Here is a 21791-nt window from a genome sequence, read left to right on the forward strand (position 1 = left end):
TTTTATCTCCAATTTATTTATTAGGCCGCCAAATTATAAAGAATGCGCCCTGCAACCAGTGTTGTCAAAACCCGCCCTGTTAAAACTTCATTCTCGAACGAGCTGTTCTTTGAACGGGAGCGAATCTTTTCTTCCTCAACAATCCACGGTCTATCCGGATCGAAGACGATAATGTCGGCAGGTGCACCCTTTGCCAATCGACCGCTGGAAAGTCCCAGACGGTCCGCCGGATTGCAGGTCATTGTTGCCAAAAGCTGCATAATGGAAAGATCTCCATTGTGCACCAGTCGCAGGCCCGCACCCAACATTGTTTCCAGTCCTAACGCACCATCGGCAGATTCTGCAAAAGGATGTCTCTTTGTTTCCACATCCTGTGGGTTGTGATCGGACATAATAACGTCAATTGTGCCGTTTGCGACCGCTTCCACCATTGCCAGCCGGTCTTCCTCGCCACGCAGTGGAGGTGACATTTTATGGAAGGTCTTATAGGGACCAATGTCGTTTTCATTAAGTGTCAGGTGGTTGATGGAGATACCGGCAGTAACATTCAGCCCTTCTTGCTTGGCATTTTGGATTGCCCTTGCACTTTGCGGGCAGGAAATTATGCGAGCGTGATACTTGCCCTGCGACATGGCAACGAGGCGCATATCCCGTTCGATAGCAATGAACTCCGCCTCGCGGGGTATCCCTCCAAGCCCGAGCCATGTGGCCCTTAGTCCCGAGTTCATCACACCCGATCCGGCAAGGTCCTTGTCCTGCGCCTGATGTACCACAAGGGCGTTGAAGTCTTTTGCGTAGGTAAGTAAGCGCAGCAGAACGGAAGAATCACTCACCGGATGGGTGCCGTTGGTGAAAGCGATAGCACCGGCTTCTTGAAGAAGGCCGATCTCACTCATGTCTTTCCCTTTTAAGCCCTTGGTCAGGGCTGCCATGGGCAGAACGTGGACTATGGCCGTATCGCGGGCACGCCTTAGTACAAAATCCACAAGAGACGGATCGTCGATCACTGGTGCCGTGTCAGGGTCAATAACCATGGTGGTGACCCCGCCCGCAGCAGCAGCTTGGCTGGCACTTTCCAGCGTTTCACGGTGCTCTTCACCGGGCTCGCCAACGCTTACACCCATATCAATCAGGCCCGGAGCGGCAATCGCACCGTTACAGTCAATTGTCACAGCTCCTTCCGGAGCGCCTTGGTTATGTGCCTCACGACCTGCAGCAACGATTTTGCCTTCCGATAGAATAATCGAACCGATTGTGTCCAGTTTGGAGGCAGGGTCAATGACGCGGGCGTTTTTTAAAACCAGCGGGTTTGAGTTCTCAATCATTGCCTGTCCTTCAATTGTTGGGCATGTGGGCCGCAAGGGCTTCCAGAACCGCCATACGAATTGCAACGCCCATTTCCACTTGCTCGCGAATAAGCGACTGGGGGCCGTCTGCTATTTCGGCGGCAATCTCTACGCCGCGGTTCATGGGGCCAGGGTGCATGACGAGCGCATCCTTATTGGCATAGCTCAACTTTTCCGCATCCAGTCCATGGTAGCGGAAGTACTCGCGAGTGGAGGGAACAAAGGCGCCGCTCATGCGTTCACGTTGCAGGCGCAACATCATGACAATATCGCAGCCCTTGAGCCCTTCACGCATATCTGTGAAGACTTCCACCCCCATATTGTGAATGCCAGAGGGCATCAGGGTTGAGGGGGTAATCACACGAATGCGGGCACCCAGTTTACTCAAGAGAATCATGTTGGAACGGGCAACGCGCGAATGGCGGATGTCGCCGCAAATTGCCACGGTCAAACCGCCAATATCGCCGCGGTGACGGCGGATGGTGAGGGCATCCAGCAAGGCCTGTGTGGGATGCTCGTGAGCTCCATCACCGGCATTTACCACCGAACAGCCCACTTTACGGGCAAGAAGGTGGACAGCGCCTGCTGCGTGGTGGCGAACCACCAGCAAGTCGGGCCGCATTGCGTGAAGCGTTGCTGCCGTATCTATGAGAGTTTCCCCCTTCTTGACCGAAGAGGTTGAAACGGACATGTTCATCACATCCGCGCCCAATCGTTTGCCTGCTAGCTCGAACGATGCCTGGGTGCGGGTGGATGCCTCGAAGAAGAGGTTTATTTGCGTCCGGCCACGCAAAACAGCCTTCTGTTTTTCTACTTGACGCGAAACGCTGACAGCTTCTTCGCCAAGATCTAACAAATAAAGGATATCTTGCGGCTCCAGCTTCTCTATTCCAAGAAGGTGCCGGTGTGGGAAGGGTTGGATTCGATGCGGTGTTTGTTGGGTCATCGAAGATATCCAAATAGGTGATTTTTAAAGGATCGTAAAGGAAAAAATAGAAGTAACAGGTCCCTTTACATGTTCGGGTTGTGTTTGCCGTCATTCTTGAAGACACTGCCTTCGCAGATGTCGGGTATGAGAGATAGGCAAAGGGAGTATTTATGACAGACCCCGTGCAAAACCAGTCTCCACCCTTTGCGGGCTATAATTTGGCGTCCCATGATCGTCAGCTCTGCTCTATAAGAGCTTTGTACGGGCTGGAAAATACGCCGGATGGATCTTTCTTTCAGTATGGTAAACGTTGCGGGGCCGCGGAAAGCCTTGCTTTAGGCCGCTTGGCCAATGAGAATAAACCGCAGCTCAAAACCCACGATCCCTATGGACGACGCTTGGACCAAGTCGAGTTCCACCCCTCCTATCATGCGCTCATGCGCCGGTCCTTTGATGTGGGCCTCCATTGTGCCTCTGTGGAGGCTATGGACCCTGCTGCCGGTCATGTCCATCTCGAGCGGGCCTGCCTCTTTTACATGATGACGCAAGTTGAAGCGGGTCACCTTTGCCCGATAACAATGACAAATGCCGCAGGCTTTTCCTTGGCAGATTCGGAGACACTGGGGGCTGAATGGCTGCCTCGAATCAAATCAAGAAAGTATGATCAGCGGTTTTTGCCGGTTAACGCCAAGCAAGGCGTTACAATTGGCATGGGCATGACCGAGAAACAAGGCGGCACGGACCTTCGGCGGGTCATCACCACAGCCGAAATAACCAGTGAGGACTATTACCTTTTAAATGGTCACAAATGGTTTTTCTCCGCTCCCATGTGCGATGCATTTTTGGTATTGGCCCGCCGTCCGGCAGGGCCAACCTGTTTTCTGGTTCCGCGTTTGCTTGAAACTGGCGAGGTGAACAACCTCAATCTGATGAGATTGAAAAACAAGCTGGGAAACCACTCCAATGCCTCGAGTGAAGTAGAGTTCGTGGATGCTGCCGGTTGGCTGCTGGGGGAAGAAGGCAAGGGCATCCAGAGAATTTTGAAAATGGTGACGCCAACGCGAATTGATTGCGCTTTGGCGTCGGCAGCTCTCATGCGGGCCTCCCTCATGCGGGCAGTCCATCACACGCGTTATCGCAGTGTTTTCGGGCAGCATCTTATCGAGCAGCCGTTAATGCAGAGGGTTCTGGCGGATATGGCGCTGGATGTGGCTGCTGCTACCGCTTTGGCCATGCGCCTTGCCTATGCTCTGCAGCTTTGCAATGAGGATGAAAGCGAGGCGGCGTTCCTACGTATTATGACGCCTGCGGCCAAGTACTGGATTTGCAAAGTGGCTGGGGCTGTTACAGGCGAGGCGATGGAATGCCTTGGTGGCAACGGTTATGTTGAAGATTTTGATCAGGCCCGCATTTACCGCGAGTCTCCGGTGAATGCTATCTGGGAAGGCTCCGGCAATGTGATGGCACTGGATGTTCTTCGTGTTCTGAACAAGAATCCCGATGTATTTGAGAGTTTCTGCAATCTCTTGAAGGCAGCGCTGGGCCCTTCAGGGGAGGTCTCCATCGATGTTCTAAAGTCTGCAGCGGAGAGTGCGCAGCAAGATCCTGGTAATGCGCGCATATTGACTGAGCAACTGGCAATAACAGGCGCGGCGGCCGCCTTAAAGCAGTCTGTACCCGCAGAAATCTCGGATGCATTCATGGAGACCCGGTTGGCAGGCCAATGGCGTTCCACCTATGGTATGCTGGAGCAACGTTACAATGCTAAGGACATTATTGACTGGCTCTATCCTCCACTTTAGGGCTGTCTGACAGGCAAGAATTATATTCAAGGTAACTTCCTCCCACGAGTTTGCCCTGAAATATGCAGTGAGACAGGAGGGGCCAAAAGGAGGGCGGGTATGCCGGAGGAGTGGAAAAAACAGTCTCTGCTTGTTACCGGTGCAAATGGCGGAATAGCCAGGATCACCTGCCAGCTACTGGCGGAAAAGGACTTGGGGCGAATCGCCCTTGCATGTAGAAGTCACTCCTCTGCAGTTCAGGTCCGCGAGGACCTTATTCGCGCACTTCCCGCCGCCAACCATACCCAGTTGGAGCCCTACGGGGGCTTCGATATGTATTCTCTAGAGAAAATCCGGGCATCCGTTGATACACTTCCGCAGGACAAGCCCTTTGATATGGTCTTTTTGAGTGTGGGTGGCCCTGTTTTCTCCAAGTCGTTTCAAGTAGTTCCCTGGGGAAAGTATGAGGTAGAGGAAAATGTTTGCAAAAACACTCTTGGCTCTCATGCAACCCTTTTGGCTCTAAAAAATCGGGGACTCTTGAAAAAGGGATGTAGAGTTGTCTTCGCTGGCGGAGAAATGTCGCGGGGTTACAAATACGTGGCAGCTCAGCCGCAGTTTTCACAGCCACAGGAACTGAGAGAGTACATCCTCCAGACACGGCAATTGGCTCAACCTTATAAAGCGATGGATGCATATGCTATCGGCAAGTTTACAGGGGTCTTGTGGCTCCAAAAAGCGGCAAGTGTTCTGGACGGAGAGGCGAGCCTCATTTCCATGTCCCCCGGCTTCACCTATGGAACTCATATCAATGATAGGATGCCTGCGCTTCAGCGTTGGTTACTGACGAACGTATATATCCGGTTCATGAGATGGCGTGGGCAAAGTGCAGGCCCGCAGGAGGGAGCAGTTAAATTTGCCGACTGTCTCAAGGGCACAGTTGGAACTCATGGACAAGTTCTGGGGGCTCCCGCTGGAAGAACACTCGGACCCTTGAGCGACCAGCTTCCAATGAACCCCTATTTTACAAAGGGTCCATTAATCGAGGAGTTCTGGCGTATTTTAGAAGACTTATGCGGTCCGTGGCATGGTGAAGCATCCCAAAAGCCATGAAGAATGAAACAGGCCATACCTGTTAATCGATAACGAAAATAAGCCAGCCCGCGTAGGTGAGTGCTGCTAAAATAGTTTGGGCAGCGATAATTTGAGCCATGAGAGCGTAATCTCCCCCCATTTTTCGGGAGAGAATGTAAGCGGAGCCAGCAGTCGGACCTGCAAACACAATTACAAGTGCAAGTTTTAGGGTCTCGTCCACTTCCAGAAGTGTTGCAAAAACCAAGGCCACAGCCGGAGCTATGAGCAGGCGAAAAGCGACACCGGTGATCAGCTGGAAGTTGGGCTTGCGCAGCATACGCAGATCAATTGCAGCCCCCACACATAAAATGGCCATGGGGACAGAGGCTGAGCTGAGGAATGTTAGATAGCCATCTAGAACCTCCGGCAGAGGAATATGAGTAACATTTAATACAAGGCCGACCAACACGGAAAGGATGAAAGGATTTTTCAGCACCCCTCCCAAAACACTTTGTAAGCTGATGGCGTGCGATCGTGTGTAGAGAATCATTAGGAGGACGCACAACAGGTTGTTAAACGGCGTCAAAATTGCAAAGGCAATGGCTATGAGGGAAACGCCTGTATCCTCTAATACTTTTGTGGCAACCGCCAACGTAATAAAGCCGTTCCAGCGAATGGTTCCTTGCGCCAGAGATGTCCACGACGCGCCGGAGACCCCCAGATAGCGTTGCAGTAAGGGGTGTAGAGCCATCAAAATTGCAATGAGAAAAGTAACGGACCCTAACATAACGACGGCGTACTTTCCCACATGAATGCTGGAAAAATCCGCGCTGGCCACACTGGGGATCAAAAGTGCGGGAATCAAAACCCAGTAGCACAGGTTCTCGATTGAGGCCCAGCCCTCTGGCGGGATGAACTGGCTGTAGCCAAGGGCCCAGCCAGTCAAAAGCAGCAAGATAATAGGAAGGATTGCTGAAACAACCAATTGCATGCGGGGTCTTTCTAAAGTCTGGATAAAGCGCCCCGTGCAGAAAGGTTGGGGGAGTTAGTCGTTGAAAAATGAAGTGGCGCCAACCTGTAAACGATCCAGAAGCCCCTGTAAAATATAACTAGCTGCCATTTTGTCGACCAGTTCACTTCGCCGTGCACGGGAGCGGTCAGCCTCAATAAGTGTACGGGTTACAGCTGCGGTGGAAAGGCGCTCGTCCCAATAAGTAATCGGAATGTCCGTACGCTGGGCCAGATTGCGGGCAAAAGCGCGTGTGGCTTGTGCGCGTGGGCCTTCTGTTCCGTCCATGTTCAGTGGTAGCCCGAGAACCAACCCGCAAACCTGATGTTGGGCACAAAGTTCGAGTAAGCGGTCAGTGTCAATGGTGAACTTCTTGCGTTTGATGGTCTCAAGAGGAGACGCGATGCGCCGCCCCATGTCGGAAAGGGCAAGGCCAATGGTCTTCGTGCCAAGATCCATGCCAAGAACGCGCTGTCCGTATTGAAGGTGAGCTTCAAATTCTTCTGTAGAATAAGTTGGGTCATTTGCCATGGCTGCGCTCTAACATAGAGCTGCAAGGTTGCCAAGAGACCGCTTGTTTGGCTAAGAGAAAGCTTGTCTCCCGAGCCTTTCAAAAAACAACAGGAAAATTGTATGCATCAAGATGCATTGGAACCTCAATGGCGTAAAGTTCTTGGTTCCCAGTTCACACAACCCTATTTTAAAGAGATTGAAAATGCTTTGAAGGAGCGGGGAGAGGCTGGGGCAGTCATTTACCCGCCAGAGGATCAACGCTTTTCCGCTTTTAATGCAACGCCCTTTTCAAAAGTATCCGTCGTGATTTTGGGGCAGGATCCCTATCACGGCTCTGGGCAGGCACATGGACTGTCGTTTTCTGTTCAGCCGGATGTGAAAATCCCGCCTTCCTTGCGCAACATCTATAAGGAACTGGAGAGTGACCTTGGAATCACTGCGCCCAAACATGGTTTCCTGCAAGCTTGGGCAGAGCGGGGTGTTTTACTATTGAACACCTCGCTTTCTGTTGAAGAGGGTAAAGCGGGAGCCCATGCAAAACTGGGCTGGGAGTTATTTACGGATAGCGCCATTGAGGCTTTGAGCGAGAAAAGACAAGGTCTTGTCTTTGTGTTGTGGGGAGCTCATGCGCAGAAAAAAACTAAGCTGATTGACTGCCAGAAGCATTTGGTGTTGAGCGGGGCTCACCCTTCTCCCCTTTCTGCTTACCGTGGTTTTTTTGGCTCCAAACCATTTTCCAAGATCAATGCATTCCTGAAGGAGCAGGGGGGGGATGCCATTGACTGGTCCTTGCCCGCATTGGATTAAGTCCTGAACGAGGAGGGGACTGCTCGACTTCCTGTATTTGGGAGCCTAATAATTCAGGAATTCCAATTGATGCCACAGCTGTTTCCTAATGCCTTCAGAATTTAATCCTTTTGTTTTGTTAGGAAGCTAGCTGGACACAAAACAAAAGTCTGGCAGGAGGTATCAATGAAGATCACATATTGGGGACATTCCGCTTTTCGAATAGAAATTAAAGACGCGGTGATACTTATTGATCCGTTCCTGTCGGGAAACCCCCACTTCCCGAAGGACAAAAGCGTAGAACAGGTCTCAAGCGGCGTCACGCATGTCCTTCTTTCGCATGGACACGATGACCACTTGGGCGATGCTCTGGATATTCTCAAGAATACAGGGGCTCAGCTTTCCTCTTGTTTTGAAGTCTGTATGTGGGCCTCTTCCCATGGCATAGAAAGCATCAACCCCATGGGATGCGGAGGCCGTGTGGATGTGGGCCCCTTTAAAGTGGCGCTCACCAATGCAGTTCACAGCTCGTCATCGCAGGCAGAGACCGGCACCCCCATTTATATGGGAAACCCCAATGGCCTGATCATTGAGGCAGAAGGTGAACCCACGCTCTACCACATGGGAGATACTGATATTTTCGGTGATATGGCGCTAATCAATGAGCTTTACGCACCAAAAGTGGGGCTGGTCCCCATTGGCGACCGGTTTACCATGGGTGCAAATACTGCCGCTATGGCGTGCAAGCGCTACTTCAATTTCAAGCAGATAATACCCATGCACTACGCCACTTTCCCCATTTTGGATCAAAGCGCGGATGCGTATGTTAAGCATATGGAGGCTGACGCTAAAAAAGTATCTGTGCTTGCGCTCGCAGACGAGATCGAGGTTAGCTGCTGAGCGCATCCAGAAGTGACAGGCTTATCCCGTGAGCGGCTGTCTGGCAGGTCCTTAGTAGCGTCCTGACATCACTGCGATAGCGTCCTCTTCTCCTCTTTGGTGCTTATTGGCCAAGTGAAATATGGAGAGGCGCAGCTCGCTCAATTGCACGTTGGCGAGCAGCTCACTGTCTCCATGCTCTATATTGTGTCCGTGTAAGGGAGACAATGTAAGTTCTGTGAAGCCTTGACCGGGGGAGAACAGTTCCATAAGCGCGTAGATGTCGACGACTTTGTTTCCAACTGCATCAACTGATCTGGTTGCCTCCAGATTTGACGCCCAATAAGATTCTCCGCAGTCCCTTAGAAACCTCTCGCAGGTCACTAGATGCTCATGCAAGCTTGAAGTTTGTGTTGCTATCATCTTTTCTGTTCTTTACCGACAGTTTTAAAGAGCATCACTATGATAATAAAAAACAACGATATATATAATATGAAGGCTGGTATCTAAGTAAATTTTTTTATTTGTTAATTTACAATTATTAGGTTAATTAAGTGATTGTTTAGCTATAGACAAATTTAGTGTTTTTTATTCAGTTAATATTGTAGGGTGTTTGTTATTTTACTTTTGGTTTGCTCCGTTTTTGTAGACTAGGAACTCTGGTTAGAAATAGTTCTAATGTAAGGGAGAACCCTATGGGGAGCAAACCTGACCCTCAAGATAGACTGGATGACTTCAAGCGGTTTCTGGATGAAGGTGAAGGCCCGCGCAGGAAAAGCAGCGCAAAGACAATTTTTTATATCATTCTCTTAAGTGTGTTTGCTGCCGTTATCATTGTGTTTTCATTGCGGCCACTCATCATAGGCTATTAATCGAGGCTGGCGGTTCATCAGGCTCTGTTACAGAGTATTGCCGAAAAGTGAGGTGGCTCGGTTTGTTTGGACAGGTGAGCGATATTTATAAGTGGATGCGCTCCTGTTACGCCGCTTCGTAGGATATTAGTCCTCGGCAGTTACTTGATAACATAACGGTAGGTTAAAAAAATAGTTCGCCTTTAAGGCAGTTAACATTTATCAAGTAGTAATCATCGATAAGTTGAGTAACTTTAACATTACATTTGGTTTGTAAGCGCACATTAGGTGTATCAGATTTCATATTTTCTTTCTTTTCTCTTGTAAGATAAAAATAGTCTTGTGAGGGGAACCAATTGAACTCCCCCCACTTAATTATCTCACCATAATCTGGAAGCTGTTTGGTATCCGTCAGTAATATCCGTAAGTTGTTCATCTGCTTGAATTGAGGTGACATCTGTAGTGTGACGTAATATGCGGCTCCTAACGAAATAATTATAAGGTACCATCTTGTTGTAATTGCCAACATTACCCCAGTTATCGAAGTTAAAATTGAGATCATAATAAATAATGGAACTGGAATAATTTGGTATGAATAAAGCGCAGGATAGAACATCAACGTCAGTATCAATAGGCAAGCTATAAAATATGAGATGCTGAATATTAGGTCTTTGAATTCGCTTTTCATTTCGAATGTAACCGCAATTTCATTTTCCCACATATACGATCAATTTTCTTATTCTCTAAATAAGAATTGGCGTAACTAAAGTAAGATTGTATCGCTGTATTTAACAGGTATCCGTTGCCTGCATTAAAGGCATGTTATGTCACCAGCCACACAGCTCCTTGGAAGCTATGGCCTATAGTAAAACCAGACCATGGTGTCGTCCTGCTTTGAGCTTTTGCTAGAACAGAATTGTTTTTCTCAGTATGGCTTCCATGCGGTGCTGGATCACGTTATGAGAGGGTATTTCGAACTAGGTCATAAATAAATCTGGTCTCCACCTTTTGGCCGCGAATAGCGCATCTGAAGTAAATTGGCCCCAGCAAAGCATCAATTTGGTCTTCCATCTTTTCGGTTTGCCCTGCAAAAACGAAAAGTTGGCGCATCAGCGTTCTTTGCTCGCCCTCAATATACTGCGCTTCTTGCCTTAAGGATGGTTCCGATAAAAGCGCCAGAAAAGCTCGGCCCAGAGGTCCTTCAAACAGACTTGTGGCAAGTTGCAGGAGTGTCGCGTTGAGGTCCGCCTGCAAAGATCCGGAAATTGGAGGGACGGGGGGGACTTGCCGGAACCCCAAACGCACCGCTTCTATTGCAAGCGTTCTTTTGTCGGGCCAGCGCCTGTAAATAGCCTGCTTGGAGGTGCCAACGCTTTGTGCAATCTCTTGAAGGTTAAGGTTCGTATATCCCTGCTCTGCCAAGTCTTTTAGGGTCTGGCTCAATATACGCTTTCCCAAATCCTTTTGCCGTGGGCGTCCCCTTTTCGTTGGTGAGTGGGGGGGAGGGAAGGTTTGAACAGGAGTACTCATGACAGGCGGGAGGGCTGCGTGGTTTGGTGCCCATGAGTGTTGCGAGGGCGAATACTGGAGGGAAAACGGGCGATATATTCACTTGGTGTAACGCCGTAGCGCCTATCAAAAGCGCGTCGCAGGTTTTGAAGTGTGCCAAAACCCGCACGATCCGCCGCTTTTTGGAGGGGCATCCCCCCGTGAAGTAGGGAAACAGCAAGGTCCAGTCGTGTTTTTTCTACAAACTGGGCAGGTGACATTGCTAGATCCCGCTGGAAATGCCGGTAAAGGCTGCGCGGGCTCATGGCAGCACAATCTGCCAGAGCTTCAACGTTCCAGTCCTGTTCGGGGTTTAAAAGGATCACTTCGCTCAGTTTGGCGAGGGCAGGCAGGGAGGCGGATTGCAAGGCAAGCGGGGCAGAATACTGCGCCTGTCCACCGGAACGCTGCATATAGACCACCAGATACTGCGCCGCGCGCAGTGCAACCGTACTGCCGCAATCTTCCTCGATGAGTGCAAGGGCCAGATCAATGCCGGAGGTCACACCCGCGGCGGTATAGATATTCTCGCTTCTAACGAAAATGCGGTCCACCTGCCACTGCACATTGGGGTAATTTGCTTTTACCTGTTGGCTGCGGCACCAGTGCGTTGTGGCGTGTCGCCCATCCAGAACGCCGGCACTGGCAAGAAACAGCGCCCCGGAGCATACAGAAATGAGGCGCTGGTTTCCATCGCGGTCAGCTGCGCGCTGGACGGCCTGCGTGATCCGCGGGTCATTTAGATACCTGTTCACATGCCCGCCGGGAAACAGAAAGTCTGCGGAGCGATCCCAGTCAGCCAATTTTCCATCAACGGCAATTTTGATGCCCGGATCACTTGTCACAGGGTTTCCATCCAGACTGAGGCACCGAATTTTGTAGTTCATTCTGGATTGGATCGCAGGTTGTGAAACGCTGGTGAAAGCCTGACTGGGCCCTGCAAGGTCCAACAGGTTGACCCCGTCAAAAACAAAGATATCAATAGATCGCGTTGTATGGCTCATTGGCTTCTTCATGTCATGGTGAGGGCACTCTAAAGGCCCCCTGATGTGGTTACAAGGCACAGACCTGCGACTATTGAAGGGCTTGGCACTATTTGATGTTTGATTGTCATATGTGCCGAGGCACTTTTCAGGAATAATGATAACATTCGTAAATTAATCGTTTGGGATACTTAGAATTTGACCGTGGCACCAATTGTTCAAAACTCACTTATGCGGCGTAACCTACCGCTTTTGCTTGCGGCGAATGGCATCCTTGCCATTCAGCTTCCCGCGCTCATTGCAACAGGCGGCTTGGCGGGAGCCTATCTTGCACCTTTGTCGTCTCTTTCCACTCTGCCGCTGACAATGCAGATGCTGGGGTTGTTGATGGGGGCCGTGCCTCTTTCTTTGTTCATGGGGCGTTTCGGGCGCAAGCCGGGCTTCCTTATGGGGTCATGTGCCAGCATGATAGGGGGAGGTGTGGCAACCTTCGCGTTGCTCTCAGGCAGTTTCTGGCTGCTGTGCTTTGGGCACTTTCTTTTTGGTATTTCCGCCTCTGCCGTCGGGCTTTTCCGCTTTGCAGCTGCAGATGCGGCCACTGAACGCTGGAAATCAACGGCCCTGTCATTGGCTATGACCATGGGACTGGTTGCAGCTCTTGTTGCTCCCCAAATTGTTAAAGCAACTCGGGACGTGTTCGAACCCATACCCTTTGCAGGTATTTACCTTGCTATTTCGGTGGTTGGCTTCTTGAGCGCCTTGCCGACACTTTTTATCAACCTACCTATAGCGAAGAAGGCTCAAGAGGTACATGAACAGCGCCCGCCACTGCGTGAAATCTTGCGCCGTCCAGCCATTAGCACTGCGATTGTGGGCGGTGTTGTCTCCTATGGTGTCATGACGCTTGTCATGGTTCCAACGCCCCTTGCCATGGCGTTTTGCGGCTTTGATGTGGATCCGGCCAGCGAGGTGATCGGCTGGCATGTCATCGCCATGTTTGCTCCCAGTTTCTTTACGGGCATATTGATCAGCCGGTTTGGGGCTCCTTTGATAATTTCCCTTGGGATGGTGCTGCTGACGGCAAGCTGCCTCACGCTTTACAGCGGCGTGGAGCTCTTCCATTTTTACGGTGGCCTCATTCTGCTTGGGCTTGGCTGGAACTTTGGCTTTGTGGGTGCCTCAAGTTACTTGAATGCCAATTTGAAGGACAATGAACGCCCTGCCATGCAGGGGCTCAATGACACATTGGTTGGCTTGGCGACTGTGATTGCATCCCTTGTCTCTGGTGTTGCACTGGAAAACTTGGGGTGGGAGAACCTCGTTCTGCTGTGTCTGCCCTTGTTTGCAATGTGCCTGCTGTACATTGGAGCGCAAAGCCTCCGCCAGCGGCCAGTGAATATGGTTTAGAAGCGGCCTCTAAAATACTGACTGGTATTAAAGCAGTGAGAGGTTTTACTAAAACAGCTCGCTGCTTTAACCTATTGTCTAGGCGCGTACCTTCACCTAAAAACCGGTATCCACTTTTCGGTGGTACGCTCCAGTATCTCTAAGTGAACTTGCGATATTTGTTTATGACAGCTTCACCTTCGAGCAACGGAGCCAAACTCTCCAGTGCTGTTTTGAGGTGCGGGGTGTTCCAGTGCTCCTCCTCGGCTTCCACGCTACGCCACTGCTCAACCGAGATAAACACAGATGCATCGTCCTCCGACTGGAAATAGTCATAGGAAACACACCCAGCTTCTGTACGCGAGCCAATTGCAAGGGCGCCAAGAACATCCTTCGCTTCTTGAATAGCATCCGATTTCACGCGAACCTGCGCTGTAACATAATAATCACTGGACATTAGGTGCCTCTTGTTGTGCTGCTGGGTCTGGGAGGAATGGGGACGTCTCCCCCGGCATTAAGTTAAATACCCGAGTTTTCGGTGATAAGGAAGGTAGAGAGAATCTACTATCATTTAATAGGTAAAATCTACTGGTTTAAACTCTAAGAATAACGGTCCCAATAAGTTCCGTTAATCTTTTTTAGCTGAGGAGTAATCAGAGGCTTCCCATTGCTCAGCCGCATTCCCTTGTCTATAGCTTTTTCATTAGTGTTTTAATCCGGCGCTTTTGCCGGTGCGCATATGGAGAGAACCATGTCAGTGGATCTGAGCACGGTAAAGCGTGTTGCCGGCCTTGCCCGCATTAAAGTGAGCAATGAGCAAGCAGAAAAGATGACCGGCGAGCTGAACACCATTCTTGGCTTTGTTGAGCAACTGGACGAAGTGAATATTGACGGCGTGGAGCCAATGACTTCCGTCGTTGAGCAGTCCATGAAAAAGCGCGTTGACGGTAAGACCGACGGCGACAAAGCCGACGAGATCATCTCCAACGCGCCAGTCTCTGAAGATAACTTCTTCATGGTGCCCAAGGTTGTTGAATAGGGACATTTGCTTTGGGCTTATCCATTAAAATTGAAGACCCGCTCCAGAAAGATGTGGTTGCTCTTGTTGAGAGGCTCACTGATGAACTGCACGAGCTGACGCCTGCAGATGCCTGCCATCATCTGACACCTGAGCAGATGAAGGAGGCGGGCACCACGGTGTTTGTGGCCCGTAACGATGGCGTGGCGGTTGCTTGCGGTGCGTTGAAAGTTCATTCCAGTGCCGTTGGCGAAGTCAAGCGCATGTTTACCTCGCGCCAGGCACGAGGGCTGGGAGCCGGGAGGAAAATTCTAAATGAGATAACAGCCCTTGCGAAGGAAAAGGGACTGTCGGAGCTGGTCTTAGAGACCGGCTGGAACTATGAGGCCGCGCTTCATCTTTATGAGAGCGAAGGGTTTACCCGCTGCGGCCCTATTCTGGATTATCCCGAGCACCCTGAATCTGTGTTTTATGTAAAGCCGCTTGCGGCCACTGTTGAGATTTAAATCCTATGACCAAGCTCACTGACCTGACCATTGCCGAAGCTCGCGATAAGCTGAGCGCAAAGGAATTTACTGCAACCGAACTCACCGAGAGCTACCTTTCTGCCATCGACAACGCCAATGGTGCGCTGAACGCCTATGTGGCAGTGACAGGTGATATCGCCCGCGAACAGGCAAAAGCGTCTGATGCCAAAATCGCCAGCGGTGAAGCGCGCCCGCTGGAAGGTATTCCTCTGGGCATCAAAGACCTTTACGCCACCAAAGGCGTACACACTCAGGCCTGCTCCCACATCCTTGACGGATTCAAACCCGAATACGAATCCACCGTTACCCAGAACCTGTTTGATGACGGCGCGGTGATGCTAGGCAAGCTGAACATGGACGAGTTCGCCATGGGCTCTTCCAACGAGACGTCCTATTATGGCAACGTGGTGAACCCGTGGCGCCGTGAGGGGTCTGATACAGCGCTGGTTCCCGGTGGTTCATCCGGTGGCTCTGCCTCGGCTGTTGCAGCAAAAATCTGTGTTGCTGCTACTGCGTCTGATACGGGTGGTTCCATCCGTCAGCCAGCTGCACTGACAGGCACCGTGGGCATCAAGCCAACCTATGGCCGCTGTTCTCGCTATGGCATGGTTGCTTTCGCATCTTCTCTGGATCAGGCTGGCCCCATTGGCCGCACCGTGCGCGACAACGCCATCCTGCTGAAGTCCATGGCGTCTGTTGATGCCAAAGATACAACCTCTGTAGACCTTCCTGTACCGGACTATGAAAGCTTTATCGGCAAGTCCGTTAAGGGTATGAAAATCGGCATTCCAAAGGAGTACCGTCTGGATGGTATGCCCGAGATCATCGATCAGCTCTGGCAGCAGGGCATCAACTGGCTGAAAGAAGCTGGTGCGGAAATCGTTGAAATCTCCTTGCCGCACACCAAGTACGCCCTGCCTGCCTACTACATCGTGGCGCCAGCTGAGGCTTCTTCCAACCTTGCCCGCTATGACGGCGTACGCTACGGCCTGCGCGTCCCGGGTGATGACATCGTAGAGATGTACGAGAACACCCGCGGTGAAGGTTTTGGCGATGAAGTCAAGCGCCGCGTGATGATCGGCACCTATGTGCTGTCCGCCGGTTACTATGACGCATACTACCTGAAAGCCCAGAAGGTGCGCACACTCATCAAACGCGACTTTGATCTGGCTTGGGAAAACGGTGTGGACGCCATCCTCACCCCAACCACGCCAAACGCTGCATTCGCACCGGGTGAGATCACTGACCCTGTCACCATGTACCTGAACGATATCTTCACCGTGACAGCAAACATGGCAGGTGTTCCGGGCATCTCCGTCCCTGCAGGTGTCGACAAAGACGGCCTGCCCCTCGGCCTCCAGCTCATAGGTAAGCCATTCGACGAAGGAACACTGTTCCAGCTGGGCGAAGTCATTGAGCAGTCTGCTGGCCGCTTTGATGCCAAGGATTGGTGGAGTAAATAAGCAACCAATTTGGTTTAATTGTTAAAACACCTTTTACCCGCTGTATGCTTGTGCAGCGGGTATTTTTATTCATCCATCTTCACCATGCATTAAGGACGGAAATTAGGGTAATCTTGGGGATTTGCCACTAGAACTTTCAAACCCACTCAAGTGCATGAATATGCCGTGGAAAATGGAAAAGGCGAAGAAAATGGTAGAAAAGCAACTGACTTCCAACAGCTGGCTTGCCATATTTCTTTTTCTTATTTTGGGGTTGGTGACAGCCCTCTTAGCAATCTATCCTGCTATTGTGATGACAGAGGCAGGGCAAGCGCTTAATGTCCCCCGCGATTGGGTTATCGGTTATTATTCATTTCGTTGGGTTTATATCGTTATCAACCTGATCTTGCTGGCCTCCATGTGGGGTATTAACCGTCGCCACCAATTCATGAGCCGAATACTGATGATGTTGGCCACTATTGGCGTGTTGCTTTGTATTATAATCGCAAACTTTCTTCTGCCATGGTTGTTCCCGACGTCTCAAAGCACTGCAACTTACGTTTCAATGAAAGAGGCCGACAAATTTCTTAAAGATCAGGATGTAATTTATGCCGTGGAGATAAACGGAGATGTGCGTGGCTTTCCGCGCAAACACCTAGAAATTCCACATATAGCGGGTGATACCATTGGCGGGGAGGAGGTTGCCATGACCTTCTGTGCGCTGAGTAATCTTCCTGTTGTCGTTGACCAGAATTCTGATGACAAGAAAATGAACCTCGCTATTTTGATTCAGGTTCATAATAACATGGTAATGAAGGATAAGAACTCAGGTGACCTGATCCAGCAAATAACGGGCACAAAAGAGTTTTCGGGTGACAAACTTAAGGTGTACCCCAACGACTTAATGAGCTGGGGCAATTTTAAGAAACGGTATCCAGAAGCAAAGATCTTCGAATATCAATATAATCGCCCCTTAGATGCGGTTTTGTTGTCTCTTTTTGAAGGGCCTATGGAGCGCCAGTTCGATCCTGATCACGGTCCCATGTTTCCCACACTGGATTTGAAAGACAACAGATTACCGCAAAAAGAAACTGTTTGGGGGGTGGATTTAAATGGGGAACAAACGGCGTTTTCAAAAGAATTTATAGAAGATAACCCGATCTACCAGTTTCAGTTAGCCGGAAAACCGCTTGTGCTGGTCTATGACAAGGACTTGGACACAGTGAGCCTATTTGATAGGGAACTCAATGGCCAAACCGCGCGAGTGGAGGCTATCGATATAGATGGGAATGTCGCACAGGGTAAATTGACTAAGCTCCCTATGCATAACGGGCTCTTCTGGATGATTTGGTCACATTGGTACCCTGAAAGTGGACTTAATGGGTAGAACTTCCCGCCACTTAATTCCTCTGGAACGACGCCCACGATCTCTACTAGGATATAGGACGCCTTCACTTAAGGCGTACTTCCATCAAACTCTCAAAGAGACCATTTTTGTTTGCCTGTGATAGGTTTGGGACATTAACGCTCATCATGAAATGACTTCGATCTTTTTCAGTATAGGGGCCTTTCTCGCGCAAGTGCACAGCTATCTGGTTAAGAATCTGATTTCCTAAAGTAATCAAAGCAGGGCGAACGGTGCTATCCAGATCTCTTGGTTGTTTTTGAAGAGTGTCTGGGCTGGAAAGCCAATGGGTACGGTAACGATATTGTATGGCTTTGGCTGCGCTGATCTGTGCTTTGAAGAAATTGAGCGTGGTTTGAGGATCGAGCCCTAACTTCTGTGCCTGCTCCTGTGCTTTTTCAAGCACAATAGCCTCTCGCGCTACATTCTCAACGGGCAGGTGGTTCTGCGCCTTATAAAGGGCAACATCACGCATGTAGGAGAGCCGCTCGTTGATCAGCTGAAAGGTCGCTGGCTCAGAGGCGAAAGCGCCCCAGTGTGCAATAGAGAAGAGGATGAGAAGACTTGAAAATAATTTATTCATGAAAATGATATTATAATTCCTGTTCAGCTGCGGTCATTCCGGTGTTTGTCTCCCCCTTATACTAAAGATACTGTAAAATTATGGGCTTCCCTGAAGTGCTGTTCCATTTGGGAGGAAAAGTTATGGATCAGATGCTGAAAGACATTGAAGCTCTTGCCAGTGATACTATTAAACAGTTGAAGGAAGCAGCAAGTAACTGGTCTGAAGCTGGTAAAACCCGTGCAGATAACGCGAAAAAGCACAGGGCGGCAGCGGATAAAGCGCGTGGCAAGCATAAATATGGTGAAGCGGGCGACGGCGAAGACAGCTCAGCTGATGAGGAAAACAAAGCCTCTGATAACCACTCAAAATCAGCAAAAAACTGGGATAAAGTTGCCAAGGCTTCTACGAATAAGGCTGAAAAAATAAAAGCCGAGAAAAAGGCTGCTGCAGAGCGTGAAAATGCCCGAGCCGCCAAGGAGAGGGCCGCGCAAGCACATGAGCGTGCCGGTGATGACCATGGAACGAATAAGGATGGCGAGAAGAAGGCCAACTCCCTAGAAAAGGCAGCGCAGGAACGTGAAGAACTGGCGGCTGGTGAGTTTTAGTCTATCCCAATTAAAATCCGTAGTATGAGGGCAAGCTTTTTGCGTGCTGCTTGCCCTTATATTATTACACAAACTTTTGCGGGCGGAGGTGGTTTGATCCGTTTAGACAAGCCAAGCTTGAATAGATTCATGAGTGGCTGTCTCTCTCTCAAATCTTGTGTTCTTCGATTAGCCTGCTTGTTTTGGCGATATAAGTATGCTTGCATCTAGAAAACGTATGGTCCCATTGGTTTGGTTTCACATAATGGGCAGCTATGGGCTTCCAGATGGAAACAGTAGACACAATTGTCGTTGGTGGAGGTGTTATCGGGCTTTCCTGTGCCTATGCCCTTGCCTGTGAAGGGCGTGAGGTGATGGTGCTGGAAAAGCACGATGCTGTAGGGCAGGAGATCAGCTCTCGCAACAGTGGTGTCATTCATGCTGGTCTTTACTACCCTGCACACAGCCTGAAGGCTCGGGCGTGCGTGGAAGGTAAAGCGCTCCTCTATGAGTTTTGCTGCGAATATGGGGTGCCTCACAAGCGCATAGGCAAGCTTGTTGTTGCAACCAGCACTGAACAAGAGCCGCAACTACAGGCGTTGTACGAGCAGGCGCGGATCAATCATGTTGATGACGTGAGGATGCTCAGTGCCCAAGACGTACGTGCATTGGAGCCAGCGTTATCGTGTCATGCTGCCATGCTTTCTCCCTCTACAGGTATTGTGGACACGCATGCTCTACTTCTGGCTTTGCAAGGTGCGTTGGAGGCCCGCGGAGGGCAGGTCGTTCTTGGAGAGACTGTCAGTGCCTTGGAAAAAACTGGTGAAGCCTACCAATTGACAATGGTGGGTGGCTACTCACTTAGGGCGGAGCATGTAATTGTTGCTGCTGGCCTTGGTGGTAATCAACTGCTTTCGACTCTCAAGAAGGAAAGCCCTTCCCTTGAAGTGCCGCCGCTTTATTATGCTAAAGGGAATTACTTTTCTTTGACGGGGTCTGCTCCGTTTTCTCACCTCATTTATCCTTTGCCCGAAAATGGCGGGCTTGGTGTGCACCTCACGCTGGATATGGGCGGACAGGCCCGCTTTGGCCCTGATGTAGAGTGGGTTGACCACGTGGATTACACGGTTGATCCAGCACGTAAAAATATATTCTATGAGAAAATTCGCCATTATTGGCCGGAACTCCCCGATAACTCACTTCATGAGGGTTTCGCAGGAATTCGGCCCAAAATAGCGCCTCAAGGCGCACGTGCTGCCGATTTCCAGATTCTGGGCGGTGGGCATGGTGACCATTCCCGCTTGCTGGCGTTTTGTGGCGTTGAATCACCCGGTCTCACGGCTTCATTATGCCTAGGGCGCATGGCATCGCGCTTGCTATCAGTTCAGTCGGCTTTCTAAATGTCTCCTGAAGCTTTCCTGCGGGATTTGCTAGGGATTGTTAGAAGCTTCTATAGCCTCCTGTGTTTTTCTGTCTTCATGGCTTTGCAAATGGCTTTTTAAAGAAAGCCTAGGGCGTATCTTCGAAAAGTGGATGCCGATTTTTGGATAAAGATACGTGAAAACAATAAATTATCGCCTCGAGGTGTTTCAGCAAAACACTTCAAGGCAATAGAGGCAGAAATGGAGGAAATGCATGGCCGGTTTATTGCGTCGGGATGTTCTTGCTGGTGGAGCAACTGCACTCGCCTCTACATCTTTTCGAAGGGCCCATGCACAAACCACGCAGGAAGCTAATTCCACCTCCGGTGATAAAGTGGGAATGCCGCCTGTAGAATTTGCAGACCCGGATTTTGTTTTGAATGTGGAGGAAAAACCCCTCAATATTGGTGGAACCAGTGTAAATGCTCTCCTGTCAGGGGGGATATTTCCGGGAACCGCCATAAGATACGCAGAAGGTGATACCTTCAAAGTTCTCATCAATAATCGCATGAGCGAGGATACATGCCTTCATTGGCATGGGCTTATTCTACCCTCCCTCATGGATGGAGTGCCGGGCATAGCTCAGCTTCCTATTCTCGCGGGAAGTTCCCAGTACTATGAATTTCCACTTGTTCAAACAGGGAGCTATTACTACCACTCCCACTTGAGTACTCAAGAGCAGTATGGGCTCCTCGGGCCGCTGATCATTGAGGAAAATAATCCGCCAGTTGCCTATGATAGGGATGTGGTGGTCATGTTGAACGATATTATCGCAAAAGACGGGGATGAAGTTATCAAGTCCCTCAGGTCCGGAAAGGAAAGGGAAAAGCCCAACGAGCCATATTTGCCTGAAGGGGTCCGCCGCTTTGAAGTGGATGTTCCCTACGACAAATACACTGTGAATGGCAAACCTCCAACTGACCCTTGGCTATTGCAGGTTAAAGTCGGAGAAAAGCTGCGCCTGCGGATTATCAATGCTTCGGGAAGTAGTTTTTTTCGGGTTACAATTGATGGCCTAAAAATGACGGTGATCGAAAGTGATGGGCATAAGGTGAAGCCGATCGTTGCCGATGATGTGCTCATCGGAACATCAGAGCGTTATGATGTGATTGTAGAAATTCCTGAGAGCGGGAACTATACATTGCATGCAGCAGCTATGGGGGATAGTAAGCAAGCTCTTGGAGTTCTGCATACAAGTGACATTGTTCCCCAAGCCAATGATAAACCGGCGGTGCTTTCAGGAAAATCAGTGAGCTTTCGTAATCTGGAAAGTCTGGAGCCGTCTACTTTACCCAGTGTGGAGCCGCGTACGCTGGATGTATTGCTTTCTGGCAATATGCCCAAGTTCGAGTGGATGATGAATAAAAACTACTGGCCAGAACCCTATGCAGGCCCAAACCCCGAGAAGACATATTTAGATGTGTCCGAGGGAGAGGTCATTCGTTTGAAAATGGTGAATAAGTCTCCCATGGTGCATCCCATGCATCTTCATGGGCATACATTTAGGGTGCTTGGGTTGGGCGGCCCCTCGGCCTTTGCGCCTGTGAAGGATAGTGTCTGGGTTGCGCCCGGAACTACGCTTGAAATTGAGTTTTATACGGATAACCCGGGTTTGTGGGCCTATCATTGCCACAATATATGGCACTTGGTTGTGGGAATGCTGCAACCGGTGCGGTATGTGCCCAAAGCGTGATCGCCTATGGTTCTTGGCTCGCCTGAAATGACTGACGAGCCAAGAATCTCCC

Annotated in this window: 22 protein-coding genes; 13 read left to right on the forward strand and 9 right to left on the reverse strand. The window is 50.2% G+C overall.

Features of this window, described 5'->3' with window-relative positions; translation table 11 throughout:
• Positions 1 to 20 precede the first annotated feature (20 nt).
• Together P6574_RS06250 and P6574_RS06255 are read right to left on the reverse strand one after the other, a co-directional pair.
• Positions 21 to 1325, reverse strand: a complete 1305-nt coding sequence (locus tag P6574_RS06250; RefSeq protein ID WP_310619514.1) for a dihydroorotase — start codon at positions 1323 to 1325, stop codon at positions 21 to 23.
• A gap of 10 nt (positions 1326 to 1335) precedes the next feature.
• Entirely contained in the window at positions 1336 to 2292 is a 957-nt protein-coding gene (locus P6574_RS06255; protein WP_310619515.1) for an aspartate carbamoyltransferase catalytic subunit, read from the reverse strand.
• 152 nt (positions 2293 to 2444) lie between these two features.
• Here P6574_RS06255 and P6574_RS06260 point away from each other — a divergent pair, with 152 nt between their 5' ends.
• Both P6574_RS06260 and P6574_RS06265 read left to right on the forward strand, forming a co-directional pair.
• A complete protein-coding gene (locus P6574_RS06260) occupies positions 2445 to 4076 on the forward strand; it encodes an acyl-CoA dehydrogenase family protein (RefSeq protein ID WP_310619516.1) in 1632 nt (543 codons plus the stop codon).
• Positions 4077 to 4175: 99 nt separating this feature from the next.
• Positions 4176 to 5168 carry a Rossmann-fold NAD(P)-binding domain-containing protein gene (locus P6574_RS06265; protein ID WP_310619517.1) on the forward strand — a complete coding sequence of 331 codons (993 nt, stop codon included), beginning with the start codon at positions 4176 to 4178 and terminating at the stop codon, positions 5166 to 5168.
• 22 nt (positions 5169 to 5190) lie between these two features.
• On the opposite strand, the gene P6574_RS06270 is transcribed toward P6574_RS06265, so the two are convergent.
• Together P6574_RS06270 and ruvX are read right to left on the reverse strand one after the other, a co-directional pair.
• Complete coding sequence (locus P6574_RS06270; protein WP_310619518.1) at positions 5191 to 6120, reverse strand: AEC family transporter; 930 nt, start codon at positions 6118 to 6120, stop codon at positions 5191 to 5193.
• Positions 6121 to 6174: 54 nt separating this feature from the next.
• On the reverse strand, positions 6175 to 6669 hold the full coding sequence (gene ruvX, locus P6574_RS06275) for a Holliday junction resolvase RuvX (RefSeq protein ID WP_310619519.1): 495 nt from the start codon (positions 6667 to 6669) through the stop codon (positions 6175 to 6177).
• 102 nt (positions 6670 to 6771) lie between these two features.
• On the opposite strand from ruvX, the gene ung reads away from it, so the two are divergent.
• Positions 6772 to 7458: a uracil-DNA glycosylase gene (gene ung / locus P6574_RS06280; protein ID WP_310619520.1), complete on the forward strand. Its 687-nt coding sequence runs from the start codon at positions 6772 to 6774 to the stop codon at positions 7456 to 7458.
• A 165-nt stretch (positions 7459 to 7623) separates the two neighbouring features.
• Entirely contained in the window at positions 7624 to 8337 is a 714-nt protein-coding gene (locus tag P6574_RS06285) for a metal-dependent hydrolase (protein ID WP_310619521.1), read from the forward strand.
• 51 nt (positions 8338 to 8388) lie between these two features.
• Here P6574_RS06285 and P6574_RS06290 read toward each other — a convergent pair whose 3' ends face one another.
• Positions 8389 to 8739 (reverse strand): hypothetical protein, encoded by a 351-nt coding sequence (locus P6574_RS06290; protein ID WP_310619522.1) that lies wholly within the window; start codon positions 8737 to 8739, stop codon positions 8389 to 8391.
• A 272-nt stretch (positions 8740 to 9011) separates the two neighbouring features.
• Between P6574_RS06290 and P6574_RS06295 the strand changes: the two genes are divergently transcribed.
• A complete protein-coding gene (locus P6574_RS06295) occupies positions 9012 to 9188 on the forward strand; it encodes a hypothetical protein (RefSeq protein ID WP_310619523.1) in 177 nt (58 codons plus the stop codon).
• A 936-nt stretch (positions 9189 to 10124) separates the two neighbouring features.
• Here P6574_RS06295 and P6574_RS06300 read toward each other — a convergent pair.
• Positions 10125 to 10610, reverse strand: a complete 486-nt coding sequence (locus P6574_RS06300; protein WP_310619524.1) for a TetR/AcrR family transcriptional regulator — start codon at positions 10608 to 10610, stop codon at positions 10125 to 10127.
• 83 nt (positions 10611 to 10693) lie between these two features.
• Positions 10694 to 11719 (reverse strand): GlxA family transcriptional regulator, encoded by a 1026-nt coding sequence (locus P6574_RS06305; protein ID WP_310619525.1) that lies wholly within the window; start codon positions 11717 to 11719, stop codon positions 10694 to 10696.
• A 183-nt stretch (positions 11720 to 11902) separates the two neighbouring features.
• On the opposite strand from P6574_RS06305, the gene P6574_RS06310 reads away from it, so the two are divergent.
• The gene (locus tag P6574_RS06310) at positions 11903 to 13105 is read left to right on the forward strand and encodes an MFS transporter (RefSeq protein ID WP_310622111.1); all 1203 of its coding nucleotides are present in this window, start codon (positions 11903 to 11905) and stop codon (positions 13103 to 13105) included.
• Between the two features lie 139 nt (positions 13106 to 13244).
• On the opposite strand, the gene P6574_RS06315 is transcribed toward P6574_RS06310, so the two are convergent.
• Positions 13245 to 13541: a putative quinol monooxygenase gene (locus P6574_RS06315; RefSeq protein ID WP_310619526.1), complete on the reverse strand. Its 297-nt coding sequence runs from the start codon at positions 13539 to 13541 to the stop codon at positions 13245 to 13247.
• A 294-nt stretch (positions 13542 to 13835) separates the two neighbouring features.
• On the opposite strand from P6574_RS06315, the gene gatC reads away from it, so the two are divergent.
• The 4 genes from gatC to P6574_RS06335 all read left to right on the forward strand — a co-directional run bounded on the left by gatC (position 13836) and on the right by P6574_RS06335 (position 17458).
• Positions 13836 to 14123, forward strand: a complete 288-nt coding sequence (gatC, locus tag P6574_RS06320; RefSeq protein WP_310619527.1) for an Asp-tRNA(Asn)/Glu-tRNA(Gln) amidotransferase subunit GatC — start codon at positions 13836 to 13838, stop codon at positions 14121 to 14123.
• An 11-nt stretch (positions 14124 to 14134) separates the two neighbouring features.
• Positions 14135 to 14608, forward strand: a complete 474-nt coding sequence (locus P6574_RS06325) for a GNAT family N-acetyltransferase (protein WP_310619528.1) — start codon at positions 14135 to 14137, stop codon at positions 14606 to 14608.
• A gap of 5 nt (positions 14609 to 14613) precedes the next feature.
• Positions 14614 to 16092, forward strand: a complete 1479-nt coding sequence (gene gatA, locus P6574_RS06330) for an Asp-tRNA(Asn)/Glu-tRNA(Gln) amidotransferase subunit GatA (RefSeq protein ID WP_310619529.1) — start codon at positions 14614 to 14616, stop codon at positions 16090 to 16092.
• 154 nt (positions 16093 to 16246) lie between these two features.
• The gene (locus P6574_RS06335; protein ID WP_310619530.1) at positions 16247 to 17458 is read left to right on the forward strand and encodes a DUF3179 domain-containing (seleno)protein; all 1212 of its coding nucleotides are present in this window, start codon (positions 16247 to 16249) and stop codon (positions 17456 to 17458) included.
• Positions 17459 to 17522: 64 nt separating this feature from the next.
• Here the strand turns inward: P6574_RS06335 and P6574_RS06340 are convergent, their stop codons facing one another.
• Positions 17523 to 18059 carry a chorismate mutase gene (locus P6574_RS06340; RefSeq protein ID WP_310619531.1) on the reverse strand — a complete coding sequence of 179 codons (537 nt, stop codon included), beginning with the start codon at positions 18057 to 18059 and terminating at the stop codon, positions 17523 to 17525.
• A 122-nt stretch (positions 18060 to 18181) separates the two neighbouring features.
• On the opposite strand from P6574_RS06340, the gene P6574_RS06345 reads away from it, so the two are divergent.
• From P6574_RS06345 to P6574_RS06355, 3 genes are all read left to right on the forward strand, one after another.
• Positions 18182 to 18646 carry a hypothetical protein gene (locus P6574_RS06345; RefSeq protein ID WP_310619532.1) on the forward strand — a complete coding sequence of 155 codons (465 nt, stop codon included), beginning with the start codon at positions 18182 to 18184 and terminating at the stop codon, positions 18644 to 18646.
• Between the two features lie 266 nt (positions 18647 to 18912).
• Positions 18913 to 20025 (forward strand): NAD(P)/FAD-dependent oxidoreductase, encoded by a 1113-nt coding sequence (locus tag P6574_RS06350; protein WP_310619533.1) that lies wholly within the window; start codon positions 18913 to 18915, stop codon positions 20023 to 20025.
• Positions 20026 to 20260: 235 nt separating this feature from the next.
• A complete protein-coding gene (locus P6574_RS06355; protein ID WP_310619534.1) occupies positions 20261 to 21739 on the forward strand; it encodes a multicopper oxidase family protein in 1479 nt (492 codons plus the stop codon).
• Positions 21740 to 21791: the final 52 nt, after the last annotated feature.

Source organism: Pseudovibrio sp. M1P-2-3 (assembly GCF_031501865.1).
In the GTDB taxonomy this organism is placed as follows: domain Bacteria; phylum Pseudomonadota; class Alphaproteobacteria; order Rhizobiales; family Stappiaceae; genus Pseudovibrio; species Pseudovibrio corallicola.